Here is a 16,545-nt window from a genome sequence, read left to right as displayed (position 1 = left end):
TCCCATCCCCGGAGAACCTGATGACGACCACCACCACTTCTGCTGCACCGCTCTTCAAGGGCCCGATCTTCGACGGCGACACCCATCTCTACGAAACCCCCGATTCCTTCAGCCGCTACCTGCCCGAACAGTTCAGGAAGGATTGGAGCTACGAGTGGAAGGTCGGCGCCGACGGCGAATACGCGATGTACGTGGGCCAGCGCAAGGTCGAGATCAGTGCCGGCTATTACTCCGAGGACGGCCGCGTGCCGCCGCCGGGCAAGCTGCACGAGTGGCTGCGCGCGCAGAAGGAGGGCAAGGAGAACGTCGACATGCGCGTGCCGATGACCGAAGACATGTATGCCCGCGACGCCCGCCTCGCGAAGATGGACGAGTTCGGCGTCGAAGGCTGCTTCCTCTACTGCGGCAACATGGTCGCGTCGATCAGCTACCTCGACGAGCCGAAGGCCGCGGCGGCGGTGATGCATGCCTACAACCGCTGGATGCTCGACGACTGGGGCTTCAACTACAAGGACCGCATCTACTCCGCGCCGCTGGTCTCGCTCGACGACCTGGATGCGGCCTGCGCCGAGGCCGAATGGGCCATCAGGAACGGCACGCGCCTGTTCCTGATGCCGATGGGGCCCTTCGGCGGCAAGCCGCCGGCGCATCCTGACTTCGACCGCTTCTGGTCCATCCTCAACGAAGCGCACTGCCGCGTGGTCTATCACGTGTCGGAGGCGATCTACATGAAGGACCACATGGCGGTGTGGGGCGAGCCGGTGCAGCAGTCGCGCCAGCGCCAGACTGCCTTCGTCTGGATGCACGGCTACAGCGAGCGGCCGGTGGTGGAGACGATCTCGTCGCTGATCTTCTGGAACTTCTTCGCGCGCTTCCCCAACCTGCGCGTACTGTCGGCCGAGAACGGCGCCGAGTGGGTGCCGACCATGCTGATCAAGATGGACAAGTGCCGCGGCATGGCGAAGAACGGTTACTGGCCGGGCGGGCAGCTGAAGGAGCGGCCGAGCCGGATCTTCCAGCGCCATGTCAGCGTGGTGGCCTATCCGGAGGACGACCTGAAGACGATCGTCGACCAGGTCGGTTCGCACGAGTGGATGATCATGGGCTCGGACTACCCGCATGCCGAAGGCGTGCCGGCGCCGCGCGACTTCGCCGACGAGGCCTGCAAGCAGCTCGGTGCCGAGCAGACGCAGGGCGTGATGCATGACAACGGCCGGCGCTTCCTCGCGCCGGTGGTGTGAAGCATGAAGACCAAGGTGAGTGCGCTGCTCGGCAGCCGGCTTCCCGTCGTGCAGAGCGGCATGCGCTGGGCCTCGCGCGCCGAGCTGGTCTCCGCGGTCTCGAACGCCGGCGCCTTCGGCATCCTGTCGGCGCACACGCAGCCGGATGCCGAGGCGCTGCGCCGCGAGATCGAGCGCACCCGTTCGATGACCGATCGGCCCTTCGGCGTCAACCTGACGCTGCTGCCGGGCGCCAGCGGCGTTGACGTCGATGGCTACGTGCGGGTGGTCTGCGAAGAGCGCATTCCGGTCGTCGAGACGGCCGGCGGCAGCCCGGCCCGGTATCTCGATGCGCTGAAGGATGCCGGCGTCAAGGTGATGCACAAGGCCACCAGCGTGCGCCATGCGCTGAAGGCCGAGTCGCTCGGCGTCGATGCGGTGATCATCGACGGCTTCGAATGCGCCGGCCACCCGGGCGCTGACGACGTGCCGGGCCTGGTGCTGATCCCGGCCGCGGCGCGGGCGCTGAAGATCCCGGTGCTGGCCGCCGGCGGCATTGCCGACGGGCGCGGCCTGGTCGCGGCCCTGGCGCTGGGCGCCGAGGGCGTCTGCATGGGCACGCGCTTCCTGTTGACGCGCGAGTCGCCCCTGCACCCGCAGGTCAAGGCGCGCATGCTCGCCGCGTCTGAAACCGACACCACGCTGGTCGGCCGCCGCTTCGGTGACAGCATCCGCGTGCTGAAGAACCGCACGGCCGCCGAAGCGCTCGCCCTCGAGGCGCAGCCGGCGACGACGCACGGGGACCTCCTGCCGCTGATCGGCGCGCCGCGCTGGATGCAGGCGATGGAAAGCGGCGCCGCGGACGATGCGGCGCTGCCGATCGGCCAGTGCGTCGGCCTGATCGACGATCTGCCCAGCTGCGCCGAGCTGGTCGAGCGCATGCTGGTGGAGGCGCGCGCCGCGATCGAGCAGCGTCTGCCGGCGCTGCTGGGCGCCGCCTAGGCCCAGGCCATGAACGATCCATCCGATCCATCCGCGCCCATCGATGTCGCGCCCTTGTTCGAACCGATCGCGATCCGCGGCCTCCAGCTCGCCAACCGCATCGTGATGGCGCCGATGACGCGCAACTTCTCGCCCGGCGGCGTGCCGGGCGAGGACGTCGCTGCCTACTACCGCCGCCGTGCCGAGGGCGGCACCGGCTTGCTGATCACCGAGGGCGTGGGCATCGATCATCCCGCGGCGCTCGGGGATGCGGGCCTCGGCGAAAGCAACCTGCCGCATCTCCATGGCGAGGCGGCGCTCGCCGGCTGGAAGCGCGTCGTCGATGCGGTGCATGCCGCCGGCGGCCGGATCGTGCCGCAGCTCTGGCACCAGGGCGTGATGCGCGAACCCGGGACCGGCCCGCATCCGGAGGCCGCGTCGCTGCGTCCATCGGGTCTCTGGGGCCCGGCGGGCCGCATGACCTCGATCGACCCGGCATACGCCGAACGCGTGCAGGCGCCGACACGGCCAATGACCGAGCGCGAGATCCAGGACGTGATCGATGCCTACGCGCGCAGCGCCCGTCACGCGCGCGAGGCCGGTTTCGACGGCATCGCGATCCACGGTGCGCACGGCTACCTGATCGACACCTTTCTGTGGGACGAGACGAATCGCCGCAGCGACGCCTGGGGCGGCGAGCGGCGCGCCCGGGCGCGCTTCGCCGCCGAAGTGGTGCGCGCGATCCGGCGCGAGGTGGGCGAGTCGTTGCCGATCTTCTTCCGCTTCTCGCAGTGGAAGCAGCAGGATTTCAAGGCCCGCCTCGCTTCGACGCCGCAGGAGCTCGAGGAGGTGCTCGGCCCGATTGCCGATGCCGGCGTCGACGTGTTCGACGGCAGCGTGCGCTATTTCGACCGCGCCGAGTTCGAGGGCTCGCCGCTGAACCTGTCGGGCTGGGCCAGGAAGCTCACCGGCAAGCTCGCGATGGCGATCGGCGGCATCGGGCTGGACCGCGGCTTCTACGATTCGAAGCGCGACGGCCGTGCCGGCGGGTCAGACAATGTCGCGCTGCTGATGAAGCGATTCGAGCGCGCCGAGTTCGATCTGGTCGCGGTCGGTCGCGCGCTCTTGAACGAACCGAGATGGACCGAGAAGCTGCGTCACGGGCACGCGTTGCCGGCCTTCGACGAGCAGCGGATGAAGGAGTTGTACTGATGAGTGAGGCCATCACCTGGGCGCTCGCCGACGCCGGCGTGCTGACCCTGACGATCGACCGCCCCGAGGTCAGGAACGCGATCGACACCGCCGGGCAGAACCTGCTGGTGCGCCGGCTGGTCGATGCAGCGCGCCATCCGCGCGTGAAGGTCGTCGTGCTGACCGGCGCCGGCGCGGCCTTCTGCACCGGTGCCGACGTGCGCTCGATGGGCGCGCCGGACCCGGACGACGCGATCGCGCAGGAGTTCGGCCAGACCGAGCTTTGGCAGGCGCACGAGGCGCGGGTCGACCGCCTGCGGCGCCTCGCCGAAGCCTCGTTCCTGCTGCACGACATGGGCAAGCCGACGATCGCGAAGCTGCGTGGGCCGGCGGCCGGGCTCGGCTTCTCGCTCGCCCTCGCGTGCGATTTCCGCATCGCCGCCGACAATGCCTTCTTCGTCTCGAGCTTCGCGAAGATCGGCACGCCGGGCGACTACGGCGGCAGCTACTTCCTCACGCAACTCGTCGGCCCCTCGAAGGCAAAGGAGATCTACATGCTCTGCGACCGTGTCGGCGCCGCCGAGGCGCTGGCGCTGGGCATGGTCAACCGCGTCCTGCCCGACGCCGAGCTCGATGCCGCGACCGACGCGTTCGCACTGCGGCTGGCGAACGGGCCGGCGCTCGCCTGGCGGGCGGTCAAGGAGAACGTCCACGCCGCCGCGCACCAGACGCTGCAGCAGGTGCTCGACCTCGAGGCGCGCAACATGATCCGCTGCCGCCTGAGCGAGGACTGCAAGGAGGCGCTCGCGGCCTTCCAGCAGAAGCGCGAGCCGCGCTTCGAAGGGCGGTGACCCGATGAGCGCCTCCCGGCCGCCCGAAGGCGCGAAGGCCCCCTCGGGGGGCAGCGCAGTACACGAAGTGACAAGCGTGGGGGGTTAGCCAATGACCAAGCCCGTCGACCGCCCCGCTGACATGGTGCCGATGACACGCGAAGGCGCGGTCGCGGTGCTGACGCTCCGCTTCCCGGCGCGCCGCAATGCCTACTGCCTGCAGATGCGCACCCAGCTTCGCGAACGGCTCGAAGCGGTAATGGCCGATGCCGAGGTGCGCGCGATCGTGCTCACCGGCGCCGGCGGACACTTCTGCGCCGGCGGCGACATCAGCGAGATGGAAGCGCGCACGCTGCTCGAGAACCGCGAGCGCTGGCAGCTGGTGAGCGCGCTGATCCGGCTCATCGCACTCGGGCCGAAGCCGGTGGTTGCGGCAGTCGAGGGCTCGGCGATGGGCGCGGGCCTGTCGATCGCCTCGCTCGCCGACCATGTAGTCGCTGCGCGAGACGCGAAGTTCGGTGCCGCGTTCGTCAAGGTGGGCCTGATGCCGGACATGGGCGCGCTGTGGAGCCTGCAGCACCGGGTCGGTCGTGCGAAGGCCCGCGAGATCCTCGGCCTCGCGCGGGTGTTCGACGGCGCCGAGGCGCACCGGATCGGCCTGGCCAACGAGCTCGCCGAGTCCGGCGGGGCGCTGCCGCAAGCGCTTGCGGTGGCGCACGAATACGCGGCGCTGCCGCCGGTGGCGAACGCGCTGCTGAAGAACGCGCTGGCGCAAGGCGTGGACAGTCTCGATGCGGCGATCCGCAGCGAGGTGGAGTTCCAGGCCGCGGCCATGGCCAGTGCCGACCATGCCGAGGCGGTGCGTGCGTTCCTGGAGAAACGCGCGCCGCGCTTCGAAGGCCGGTAGTTGGAACATCTCGTCACTTACTGAAGACCGCGACCATGACCCGGGTGCGCTCCGAGCATTTGCGTGACGGCGGCGTGCTGCAGCTCGTGCTCGAGCATGCGCCGGTGAACAGCCTCTCGCACCCGATGCGGCTCGCGCTGTGGCAGGCGCTGGAGGCGGCGGATGCCGATGCTTCGGTGCGGGCGATCGTGATTGGCGGCGCCGGCCGCGGCTTCTCGGCCGGCGGCGACTATGCCGAGCTGCACTCGCCGCTGCAGCGACAGTGGCCGGCCCTGTCGGCCCACCTGTTTCCGCGCATCGAGGCGTGCACGAAGCCGGTGATCGCGGCAATCCACGGCTTCGCGATCGGCGGCGGCTTCGAGCTCGCGCTCGCTTGCCACTACCGCATCGCACAGCGCGACGCGCGCATCGCGCTGCCCGAGCTGAAGCACGGCGTCGTGCCGCCGAGCGGGTCGCAGCGCCTGCCGCGTGCGGTCGGCGTGAGGCGCGCGCTCGCGCTGATCCTCGCGGCCGAGCCGGTGCGCGCCGATCGCTACGCCGAGACGCCCTTGTTCGCTCGCTTGTGCGATGCCGACCCGCTGGCTGCCGCCCGCGCGTTCGCCGCGGCGCTGGAGCCGGGCCGGCCGCCGGCGTCGGCGCTGCTGCGCCACCGGCCGCTCGAGCGCACCGGCGCCGCCGAGGCGATTGCCGCGTGTCGCGCCAGACTGGCCGATGCAGCCGCGCCAAGCCAAGCCGCTTCGCGCTGCATCGACGTCGTCGAATGCGCTGTGCGCGCCGCGGACTTCGACGGCGGGCTCGCGGCTGCGAAACAGATCCACGACGAGCTCTCCGCCCGCGCTGGCGCGGGCAGCGCCTGAGCTCGGTTGATATTGATAAACATATCAAGCGGAATGGGCCTGCAGATCCGGGCCTGTCACGGAGCCCCCCCCCACCCACACACACGTCATCAAGCTCGGGTAAACCCGGTTGCGGCTGGAAGCGGCGCCATCGAAGATTCGCCAAGATAATAAAAAACAGAACGATGTAAACATAGTCGAACGCTTCGCCAGCAACGATCGAAGGAGATCCTGAGATGGCAAATTGGCTCATTACCGGCGTCTCGAGCGGCTTCGGCCTCGAGCTCGCCCGGGCCGCGCTCGCGCGCGGCGACACCGTCGTGGGCACTGTGCGCCAGCCCGCGCAGGCCGATCGCTTCGAGCATCTCGCGCCCGGCCGCGCCCATGCGCTGCTGCTCGATGTGACGCGGATCGAGGCGGTTGAACCGGCCGTGCAGAAAGCCCTGAAGCTCGCCGGCACGATCGACGTGCTGGTCAACAACGCCGGCTACGGCCTGTTCGGCGCGATCGAGGAAGTATCCGATGCCGAAGGGCGCCAGGTGATGGACACCAACCTGTTCGGCCCGCTCGCGGTCGTGCGTGCGCTGCTGCCGCACCTGCGCGAGCGGCGCGCCGGGCACATCTTCAATGTCGCGTCGGTTGCCGGCGTGATCGGCTTTCCTGCCTGCGGCCTGTATGCCGCCTCCAAGTTCGCGCTGGAAGGCGCGACCGAGGCGTTGGCGACCGAGCTGGCGCCCTTCGGCATTCGCGTGACGATCGTCGAGCCGGGCGGCTTCCGCACGCAGTTCGCCGGCGGCTCGCAGCGCCAGGCGGCGCTCCGGATCGACGCCTACGCCGGCACGCCTGCGCACAAGGCGCGCGACCACATCGGCCACTACCACGGCCACGAGCCGGGCGACCCGGCCAAGGCGGCGGCCGCGATCATCCAGGCGATGGAGGCGCCGCAGCCGCCGCTGCGGCTGGTGCTCGGTGCCGACGCGGTCGGCATGCTGCGCGGGGCCTACGAAGCGAGGATGAAGCAGCTCGCCGAGTGGGAGAGCGTGTCGGTCGCCACGGCCATCGAGCCAGGCCGGTGAGGAGGGCAGCATGACACCGATCCGCCGGCAACTGGTCGACATGATCCTCGACCCGAACCTCGCCTACGACCTGCCGACTTCCGACGTCGAGGCACTGCAGCTTCGGGCGGCGCAGGAGCTGTTCGAGGAGCGCAAGGCGCAGATCTCGCTGCTCGCGCGCCGCGCCGAGGACGCCGGCATCGAGCGCATCGGCAAGCTGGAGGACCTGGTTCCTCTGCTGTTCGCGCACACCGTCTACAAGTCCTACCCGCCGTCCTTCGTCGAGAAGGGGCAGTGGGGCCGCATGCTGCAGTGGCTGAACACGCTGTCGGTGGCCGACACCACCGGCGTGGACGTCGACGACGTGAAGGACGTCGACGACTGGCTCGCGCGCCTGTGGGAGGCCGGCCACCGGGTGCTTGCGACCAGCGGTTCGTCTGGCAAGTGCTCGTTCCTGAATCACACGGTGGGCGACAACGACCTGAAGAGGCGCCACTTCAAGTACTCGGTCGGCTGGCCTTACGTGCGCGCGAATGCGGATCGCACGGTATTCTGGCTCGGCCCGTCCAGGGGCACGAGCAGCGCGACCGAGGCCGCCCAGTTCAACTTCGAGAACTTCGGCAAGCCGGGGCAGACCTTCGCGCTGACTGACCAGCCGCTGCGGATCGCCGATGTCAGCCGGATGGCGGCCATGCGCAAGAAGATGGCCGACGGCAGCGCGACGCCCGACGAGATCGCCGCCTTCGAGCAGGAGGCCGCCCGCAAGGGCGCCGAAGGGCGCGAGGGCTTGCTGAAGCTGCTCGACACGATCCTCGACCGCCGCGCGGAGCCGATGCTGATCTCGGGCATGTGGGCGCAGTACATGGCGCTCATCGCCCGCGCACGCGAACGCGGCATCGGCGACGGCGCGTTCCATCCCGACACCGTGGTCAACGCCGGCGGCGGCATCAAGGGCGTGCCCTTGCCGCCGGATTACAAGGAGCAGGTCGACCGCTTCTTCGGCCAGGTCGTGCGCCCGGGCAACTACGGCATGACCGAGCTCGCGCAGGTGATGCCGCGCTGCGAGGCCGGGCGCTACCACCGCGCGCCGGCGCTGATCTGGCTGATCGTCGATCGCGATGGCGAGCGCCTGTTGACGGCGCAGGACGGCGAGGATGGCGTGGTCGAGGGCCGCTTCGCATTCCTCGATCTGCTCTACGAAGGGCGCTGGGGCGGGCTCATCACCGGCGACAAGGTGAGCGCCGACCTGAAGCCGCGCTGCCCTTGCGGCCGCCGCGGGCCGACGCTGTTCGACAACATCACGCGCTTCGCGCAGCCGGGCGAGGACGACCACATCGGCTGTGCCGGCACCATCGACGCCTATGTCCGGGGAGCGATCGCTGCATGAACACGACCACCACCATGGCGAGTGCCGCGGTCCCGGTCTGCCACGTCGTGCAGGGCAGCGTCGTCACCGGAGCGGCCCGCGAGTACGGCAGCCCGCAGGCGCGCTTCGCGACCCCGGCGCTGGACCTGAACGCGCTGGTGTGGACGCGCCGCGAACCCGGCCCCGCCTTCGACACGCCGCTGGCCGAGATCATCGACCTGCTCGTGGCGACCGGCGAGCGGCTGAAGCACGACCCCGACGGGCTGCTCGCCGAGGCGCTCGAGTTCAGCATGCGGACGAGCCCGCTGCCGCGCGACGTGCTGCAGCGCTCCTATGCCGGGCTCGGCCGCGTGTTCGACCGCCGCAGCATGCTGTTCCAGGTCGAGCAGGAACTCGGCGGCACCGACGTGCTGGACGGCTGGCGCGTCATCGCCGGCGCGCCGAGCGGGCGCACCCACCGGATGCGCGCGTTCCCGCCGCGGCTGATCCACGTGATTGCCGGCAACGCGCCGGGCGTGGCCGCGATGTCGGTGGTGCGGGGCGCGCTGACGAAGGGCGTGCACCTGATCAAGCTGCCTTCCAACGATCTCTTCACGGCCACCGCGATCCTGCGCACGATGGCGGCGGTCGCGCCCGGCCATCCGCTGGTGCGCTCGTTCTCGGCCGCCTACTGGCGCGGCGGCGACGCCCAGGTCGAGAGCCTGTTGTTCCGGCCGCAGTTCTTCGACAAGGTGGTGGCCTGGGGCGGCGAGAGCACGATCCGCAGCGTCAAGCAATACATCGGCCCGGGCTTCGAGCTGGTGGCCTTCGATCCGAAGACCTCGATCTCGCTGATCGGCCGCGAGGCCTTCGCTTCCGACGCCGTGCTGGCCGAGGTGGCCGAGCGCGCCGCGACCGACGCGACGATCATGAACCAGCAGGCCTGCGCGTCGAGCCGGGTGCAGTTCGTCGAAGGGTCGGTCCAGGAGGTCGATCGCTATTGCGCGCTGCTGCAGGCGCGGCTGGGCGTGCAGCGCGAGACCTGCTCGGCGCTCGGCAGCCCGCTGTCGGCCGAGCTGCGCGACGAGATCGACGGCCTGCGCGGCATGGAGCCGCATTACCGCGTCTGGGGCGGCTACGAGGGCCGCGGGCTCGTGATCCGCTCGGAAGAGCAGGTCGACTTTCATCCGGACGGCCGCGTCGTCAACGTCGTGCCGGTGACGAGCCTCACCTCGGCGGTGGGCTGCGCCAACGTCGCGACGCAGACCGTCGGCGTCTACCCGCCCGAGCGCAAGGCCGAGTTGCGCGATGCGCTCGCTGCGGCCGGCGTGCAGCGCATCGTCGAGCTCGGCAAGGCGGTGGCCTTCGAGGCGGGCATCTCGCACGACGGCTTCCTGCCGCTGAACCGCTTCGTGCGCTGGGTCAACGACGAAGGCTGAGCGGTCGCGCGGGGCCTTCGCTGATATCGTGAAAGATATCAACGAGCAGGCATACCGATGACCGAACCAAACACCTGGAGCAGATCCTCATGGGCCGAGTTGCTGAAGCAGAAGCGCACCGCGGCGGGCTGGTCGCAACGCGAGCTGGCGCGGCGCGCGGGCGTGCATCAGCCGCAGATCGTGCGCGCCGAACGGGCCGACGACCTGCAGCTTTCGGTGCTCGCGCGCATCGCGGCGCCGCTGGGCCTGGCGCCGGCGTTGGCGCCCGTGGCGCCGGCGGCGGAGGACGACGACGTCGTGCAGCCCAACCTGGAGAGCTGGCGCCGTGCCTGGCCGCAGGTCGATCCCCAGGTGTTCGCGGTCCTGGCGCGGCTGACGCGCCTCGGGCATCACATCGAGCGCAGCATCGCGTCGCTGGCCGCTGCGCAAGGACTGAATTCCGGCGAGGTGATGGTGCTGGGCGCGCTGCGACGCACGGGGCCGCCCTTCGAGAGCACGCCCACCGGGCTGAAGGAGCGGCTGTGGATCTCGCTGCCGGGCCTGAAGAAGCGGCTCGACCGGCTGGTCGCGTGCGGACTGGTGGAACGGGTCGACAACCCGCTCGACCGGCGCGGGCAGATGGTCCGCATGACGGCGCGCGGTGACCAGACGCTGGACCGCTTGATGACGCACCCGGCACCGGTCTTCAAGGCGGTGCGGGCGTTGCCGGAAGACGAGCGCCGGGGGCTGTCGAACAGCCTGAGGCGCCTGCTGCAGCAGTTGGAGGGCGGCGTCGAGGGCCCCTTCGACGGGCCGGCTTAGACCTTCCGATCCATCGCTTTCTGCGACGGTTGCCGGAAGCAGGTGACAAGGGCCCCGGAGACGGGGCGCGAGGAGACATTCGTGAAGCTCGATCCCCCAAAGCCAGCCGAGAACCGCCGCTGGCTGCTGATCCTCGCCGTGCTGGTGTTCGCCGAGGTGAACAGCTCCTTCGAGGTCGGCATGATGTACGGCGCCCTGGCCACGCTGATGCGCGAGTTCGGCGATCCGGTCGGCGTCGGCTGGCTGATCACGGCCTTCCTGCTCGTCGGCGCGGTCTCGGCCGGCTTGAGCTCGCGTCTGGGCGATCTGTACGGCCGGCGCAGGCTGCTGATCCTCACGCTGGTGTTCGCGATGGCCGGCTCGTTGATCGGTGCCTTCGCCACCAGCCTGCCGTGGCTGATCGCCGGGCGCGCGGTGCAGGGCATGTCGGCGGCGCTGCTGCCGCTCACCATCGGGCTGGTCCGCGAGCACCTGCCGAAGGAGCGCGTGCCGGTGGGCATCGGCTGGGTCGCGGCGATGGCGAGCTTCACGGCCGGCGCGGGCATCCTGCTCGGGGGCTGGCTGGTCGATCATGCCGGCTGGCGCTGGATCTTCTGGTTCTCGGTCGCCCAGACGGCGCTGTCGATCGTGGCGGTCGCGTGGCTGCTGCCGCCCTCGGTGCGGCGTGCCGTGGTGGGGCGCCTCGACCTGCTCGGCGGCGTGCTCTTCGCGCCCGGCGTCGCGCTGCTGCTGTGGGCCGTCACGCGCATGAAGGGCAGCGGGCCGGCCGATCCGGTCACGCTCGGGCTGATCGCGGCCGGCCTGCTAGCGATCGCGGTCTGGGTGCGCCACGAATGGCGCCACCCGCAGCCCATGATCGACGTGCGCCGCTTCGCCGAACGCCAGACCGGGCTGGCGATGGGACTGATGGCGCTGTTCGGCCTCGGCACGGCGCAACTGATGCTCGTGATCCTGCTGCTCGCGCAGCAGCCGGCGTGGACCGGCATCGGCCTCGGCCTCACGGCCACGCTGGCCGCGTTGATCAAGGTGCCCGCCAGCGTTGCGGGACTGTTCGGAGCGCCCTGGAGCGGGCATGTCGCGGCCCGGCATGGCGCGCGGCGCGCGGCGCTGATCGGCAGCGCCGTCATCTGCGCCGGCTGGGTGGCCGTGCTGCTGCATCACGACGCCGTGTGGCTGCTGGTCGCGGTCGCGTTCCTGATCACCCTCGGCGGCTCGATCCTCTATGCGGCGATCCCGAACCTGATCGTCGAGGTCGCGCCACCCGATCGCACCAGCGAGATCAACGGCATGTCGCACGTCGTGCGCACCGTGGGCACCGCGATCGGCACGCAGCTCGCGACCTTGCTGCTGGCCAGCTCGACGGTGACCGATGCGACCCGGGGCTCCGGTACGCATCCAAGCCCGGGCGCCTATCTGCTCACCTTCGCCTTCGTCATCGCCTGCGCCGGCGCCGGCGTGCTGCTCGCCATGGCCTTGCCGCGCCGACACCGCGCGGGGGCGCCGTTGCCGTTGCCGTTGCAGGTGCCGGGCCGATCGGGATCACCGGGTAACTACTGATAGTCGTTGGTTGACGTGCCAGTGGTCCTGTGCAACGATATGAACACTGTTCGAGTATTGGCATGACGCAACGTCCAACGCAAGGCGGCGCGACACGCCGGCCCGGCCGGTTCCCCATTCGTACAAAACTGGAGACTCGATGAACAAAGACCGAGGGACTCGCCGCCGCACTCCGCGCGGCGAACGCGCCTTGAAGGCGGCCTGCATCAGCGCGGCAGTGGCCATGGCCGCGCCTGCGGCCGCCTTCCAGATCGACACCGGCTCGCCCGACCTGGAGCTGACGCTCGACACCACGCTGCGATACAACGCGGCGATGCGTACCGGCGAACGTGATCTCCGGCTCGTCAACTCGCCGGCGGTGGACGAGGGCAACTGGCTGTTCGGCAAGAACGACACGGCACTGTCGCGCTTCGATGTCTACACCGAGTTCGACCTGAACTATAAGAAGAACATGGGCTTGCGCCTCAGCGCGGCAGGCTGGTACGACAACAATTTCCCCGACAGGAGCCGCAGCGACCCGCGCTTCGCGACCGTTCCGAACTATGCGCGGAACGAGTTCACGCCCTACATCGACCGCTATTACAAGGGCCCGTCCGCCGAGTTCATGGATGCCTTCGCCTGGGGCAACCTCGACATCGGCGGCACCTCGCTGAACCTGAAGGCCGGCCGCTTCGCCTGGCTGCCCGGCGAATTCCTGTTCGGCAACGGCGGCAGCGTGTCCTACTCGATGGCGCCCAACGACGGCCGCAAGTCGGACCTGAGCCCGGGTGCCTCGGCCAAGGAAACGGCATTGCCGATCGGCCAGGTCGGCGCCACCTGGCAGCTCAACAACCAGTTCTCGCTGATGGGCCAGTACACGGCTGAATTCCGCTCCTCGCGCATTTCCGAAGGCGGCACTTTCTGGCAGGTCAACGACACCGCGCTCGAAGGCCCGCCGTTCATTTCCAACCCGGCCGTGCGGCGCGGCGAGTCGTTCCAGGGCGACAAGGGCGATGTGGCGCTGGGCCTGAAGTGGTCGCCGGAGAAGCTCGAGGGCGACGCTTTCGGCCTCTGGCTGCGCCGCTTCGACGACAAGACACCGAGCTGGCTGAGCCAGATCGCGGTCGGTCCCAACGGCTCGCGCATCGGCCGTGCCGTCTACGCGAAGGACATCGAGCTGATCGGCCTGACCTACAACACCTTGCTCGGCGGTTGGGGCACCGGTATCGAACTGAACTACCGACGCAAGATGCCGTTGAACGTGCGCAGCGGTTTCGCGTTCGGCACCTTCCCCGGCCTCATCAACGACCCCGGAATGGAAGGCCCGCGCGGCAACACGGTCCACTTCCTGATGAGCGGCGTTTCCACCATCAACAAGAACGCGCTCTTCGACTCGGGTTCGATCGCGCTGCAGTTCGATGCCATGCACCTGCAGAAGATCACCAGCGGCGCGAATCTCTACAACGGCGAGGGCGGCAACCCCGCCTGCACCAACAACCTGGTGCTGCGCGGCTGCTCGACGCGCAACGCCGCCAGCATCGCCTTGTCGTTCACGCCGACGTGGCAGCAGGTCTTCCCGAGCGTCGACATCTCGGCGCCCTTGTTCGTGACCTACGGCCTGTCGGGCAATGCCGCCGCAGTCGGCGCCGGCGTCACGCCCAAGGGGTCGTGGCTGATCCGTCCGGGCATCCGGATCGAGTACCTGGCCGGCAAGTACAAGCACCAGTTCGACCTGGCCTACACCGCACGCGGGGGCAAGACCGGCAACCTTGCCACCGGCCCGGGCGCAGCGCCGTTCTTCGCCTCCGGCCTGGCGAACTTCCGCGATCGCAACTACGTGAGCTTCACCTACCAGACCGCGTTCTGAGCACTTTGGAAGGAATCGAGATGAACATTCGACACATTGCAACCGCCGCGCTGTGCCTCGGCATCGGCGGGAGCTTCGTTCCCGCAGCCAACGCCGAGGACGGCGATCGCCTGCCCTGGGGCGCCTTGAAGGCGGCCAGCAAGGACGGCAGCATTCCGGCCTGGGACGGCGGCCTTCCGGCCAGCACCAGTCCGCCGGGCTTCAAGAAGGACTCGGGCTTCTGGGTCGACCCCTATGCCGCCGACAAGCCGCTCTACACCGTGACCGCGGCCAACATGGCGCAGCACGCCGACAAGCTCTCCGAGGCGACGAAGGAACTGCTGAAGCGCTACCCGAGCTTCCGCATCGATGTCTACCCGACACGCCGGCCGGCCAACTACTCGGCTTGGTACGTCGAGAACACCCGCAAGAACGCCGCCGGCCGCTGCAAGGCGATCGAGGACGGCGAAGCGGTGACCGGCTGCTTCGGCGGCATGCCCTTCCCGGCTCCCAAGACCGGGCAGGAGGGGATGTGGAACCTGATACTGACGAACAAGGGCGCGTCTTCGTGGACCTACGGCCAGGCCTGGTACGTGGATGGCGGCGGCAACAAGGTCATGACGGCCGAGGTGAACAACCGCAACCAGAACGACTACTTCAACCCGAAGCTGAGCGCCGAGGAGTTCTACGCCAAGGGCGGCCAGTACCTCATGAACAACAACATCTACACCGCACCGGCGCGGATCACCGGTGAAGGCAACCTGCAGCGCAAGTTCATCAATCCGGTGGCGCAGCCCGACAAGACCTGGGCCTACACGCCGGGCCAGCGCCGCGTGCGGCTGTCGCCGGACGCGAGCTACGACTTTCCGGTCGCCACGGCCGCCGGGGCCATGCTGTACGACGAGATCTACGCGTTCTCGGGCCGGCTCGATCGCTTCGATTGGAAGCTGGCCGGCACCAAGGAGATGCTGATCCCGTACAACGCCTACAAGTACCTGGCCTCCAAGCCCGACGACGTCCTGATGAAGGGGCACCCGAACCCGGACGCGATGCGCTGGGAGCTGCACCGCGTCACCGTGATCGACGCCACGCTCAAGCCCGGTGCGCGCCACGTGGCCGCCAAGCGCCGCTTCTATCTCGACGAGGACATCCCCGGCGCGGTGGTGGTCGACGCCTGGGATGCCACCGGCAAGCTCTCGCGCGGCATCCTGAATCCGACGGTCTGGGCCTACGACAAGCAGGCAATGGTGCAGGGCGGCACCTTCTACTTCGACTTCGGCACCGGGGCCTGGTACAACTCCTCGATCCTCGGGGGCTACAAGGGCCTGTTCGTGGACATCGACACGGTCGATGCCGACGCGTTCTACAGCCCCGAAGGCCTGGCACGCCGGACCCAGCGCTGAGTGCACGCGAGAGTGGCCCAGGGTGCCTTGTCCTCCGCTCGTGCCATGCCGCAGCTGAGAGCCCTCGCGACGATCGCGGCCTGCCTTTGGGCGTCGATCGTGGTCGCCGCGGCGGCCGGGCCGCCCGCACCCGCTGCTTTCGTCGATCCGCTCGATGCGCCGGCGCGCATGACGCCGCGTTCGCTTCGCGCGCCGGCCTATGCGCTGGCGGTGGTCGATGCCGAGCATGTCGTCGCGGTCGGCCCGCGCGGCCACATCCTGCGCTCCGCGGACCGCGGCAGGACCTGGGAGCAGCGTCCGGCGCCGGTCAGCACCGACCTGCTCGCGGTGCAGTTTCCGTCCTCGACGCAGGGCTGGGCGGTGGGCCACGACGGCGTGGTGCTGCGCAGCACCGACGGCGGGCTGAACTGGCGCCGCGTGCTCGACGGCCGCAGCCTCGGAGCGCTGATGGTCTCGTACTACGAGAAGAATGGCGCGGCCGGCGATCCGGCGCTCGCACGGGCGCGCGACGACGCGAAGCGCATGGCCGAGGAGGGGCCGACCCGGCCCTTCCTCGCGGTGCACTTTCGCGACGAGCGCGAAGGCTGGGTGGTCGGCCAGTTCAACCTGATCCTGCACACGGCCGACGGTGGCGCGACCTGGGAGCCGTGGCTCGACCGGACCGACAACCGCGACGGCTACTCGCTGCATGCCATCCGCCAGGCCGGCGACCAGGTGGTGATCGTCGGCGAGCTCGGCTTGGTCATGCGCCTGGACGCGGCGGCCGGACGCTTCGTGCGCATCCAGACGCCATATCCCGGCACCTGGTTCGGCATGGCGGCCTCGAAGGACGCGATCGTCGCGCTCGGCCTGCGCGGCACCGCCTGGCGCTCGACCGACGCAGGCGCGAGCTGGAAGCCGCTGGCCACCGGCACCCACGCGGCCCTCAACAGTGGCGTGCTCCTGCCCGACGGCCGCTTGGTGCTGGCGACGCAGGCGGGCGAGCTGCTGATCGGCGCCGCGCTCGGCGACAGCTTTGCGCCGATGGCGCCGATGCCCGGCCTGGGCGCGGCTTTCGATGTGGTCTCGATGGAAGCGGACTGGCTGCTCGTCGCCGGACCGTTGGGCGTTCAGCGGCTGGCGATGGCGCCGGCGGCGAGGTGATTCAACAGACCC

Annotated in this window: 14 protein-coding genes; all 14 read left to right on the top strand. The window is 69.6% G+C overall.

What is annotated here, in order from left to right:
• Positions 1-20 precede the first annotated feature (20 nt).
• The 14 genes from ACSQ86_RS16095 (at position 21) to ACSQ86_RS16030 (ending at position 16,533) form a co-directional block, all read left to right on the top strand.
• Positions 21-1,241 carry an amidohydrolase family protein gene (locus tag ACSQ86_RS16095; RefSeq protein WP_093103536.1) on the top strand — a complete coding sequence of 407 codons (1,221 nt, stop codon included), beginning with the start codon at positions 21-23 and terminating at the stop codon, positions 1,239-1,241.
• 3 nt (positions 1,242-1,244) lie between these two features.
• On the top strand, positions 1,245-2,222 hold the full coding sequence (locus tag ACSQ86_RS16090) for an NAD(P)H-dependent flavin oxidoreductase (RefSeq protein WP_436295650.1): 978 nt from the start codon (positions 1,245-1,247) through the stop codon (positions 2,220-2,222).
• A gap of 9 nt (positions 2,223-2,231) precedes the next feature.
• A complete protein-coding gene (locus tag ACSQ86_RS16085; protein WP_436295651.1) occupies positions 2,232-3,413 on the top strand; it encodes an NADH:flavin oxidoreductase in 1,182 nt (393 codons plus the stop codon).
• Complete coding sequence (locus tag ACSQ86_RS16080) at positions 3,413-4,243, top strand: enoyl-CoA hydratase (RefSeq protein ID WP_436309117.1); 831 nt, start codon at positions 3,413-3,415, stop codon at positions 4,241-4,243. Before ACSQ86_RS16085 ends, ACSQ86_RS16080 begins: the two co-directional genes overlap by 1 nt.
• 91 nt (positions 4,244-4,334) lie before the next feature.
• Positions 4,335-5,129 carry an enoyl-CoA hydratase/isomerase family protein gene (locus tag ACSQ86_RS16075; protein WP_093103531.1) on the top strand — a complete coding sequence of 265 codons (795 nt, stop codon included), beginning with the start codon at positions 4,335-4,337 and terminating at the stop codon, positions 5,127-5,129.
• A gap of 35 nt (positions 5,130-5,164) precedes the next feature.
• A complete protein-coding gene (locus ACSQ86_RS16070) occupies positions 5,165-5,986 on the top strand; it encodes an enoyl-CoA hydratase/isomerase family protein (RefSeq protein ID WP_436309116.1) in 822 nt (273 codons plus the stop codon).
• A 215-nt stretch (positions 5,987-6,201) separates the two neighbouring features.
• Positions 6,202-7,041, top strand: coding sequence for an oxidoreductase (locus ACSQ86_RS16065; protein WP_436309115.1), 840 nt, complete (start codon positions 6,202-6,204; stop codon positions 7,039-7,041).
• A gap of 10 nt (positions 7,042-7,051) precedes the next feature.
• Positions 7,052-8,407, top strand: coding sequence for a hypothetical protein (locus ACSQ86_RS16060; RefSeq protein WP_436295504.1), 1,356 nt, complete (start codon positions 7,052-7,054; stop codon positions 8,405-8,407).
• Complete coding sequence (locus ACSQ86_RS16055; RefSeq protein ID WP_436295503.1) at positions 8,404-9,804, top strand: acyl-CoA reductase; 1,401 nt, start codon at positions 8,404-8,406, stop codon at positions 9,802-9,804. Before ACSQ86_RS16060 ends, ACSQ86_RS16055 begins: the two co-directional genes overlap by 4 nt.
• A gap of 57 nt (positions 9,805-9,861) precedes the next feature.
• A complete protein-coding gene (locus ACSQ86_RS16050) occupies positions 9,862-10,605 on the top strand; it encodes a MarR family transcriptional regulator (RefSeq protein ID WP_436309114.1) in 744 nt (247 codons plus the stop codon).
• Between the two features lie 81 nt (positions 10,606-10,686).
• Positions 10,687-12,162 carry an MFS transporter gene (locus ACSQ86_RS16045; protein WP_436295501.1) on the top strand — a complete coding sequence of 492 codons (1,476 nt, stop codon included), beginning with the start codon at positions 10,687-10,689 and terminating at the stop codon, positions 12,160-12,162.
• A 139-nt stretch (positions 12,163-12,301) separates the two neighbouring features.
• On the top strand, positions 12,302-14,008 hold the full coding sequence (locus tag ACSQ86_RS16040) for a DUF1302 domain-containing protein (RefSeq protein WP_436295500.1): 1,707 nt from the start codon (positions 12,302-12,304) through the stop codon (positions 14,006-14,008).
• Positions 14,009-14,028: 20 nt separating this feature from the next.
• Positions 14,029-15,390, top strand: coding sequence for a DUF1329 domain-containing protein (locus ACSQ86_RS16035; RefSeq protein ID WP_436295499.1), 1,362 nt, complete (start codon positions 14,029-14,031; stop codon positions 15,388-15,390).
• 45 nt (positions 15,391-15,435) lie between these two features.
• Entirely contained in the window at positions 15,436-16,533 is a 1,098-nt protein-coding gene (locus ACSQ86_RS16030; RefSeq protein WP_436309113.1) for a YCF48-related protein, read from the top strand.
• Positions 16,534-16,545: the final 12 nt, after the last annotated feature.

Source organism: Variovorax sp. LjRoot130 (genome assembly GCF_964253755.1).
GTDB lineage: Bacteria > Pseudomonadota > Gammaproteobacteria > Burkholderiales > Burkholderiaceae_C > Variovorax.
The sequence above is the reverse complement of the archived record's forward strand: the minus strand, read 5'-3'. Positions and strand labels throughout refer to the sequence as shown.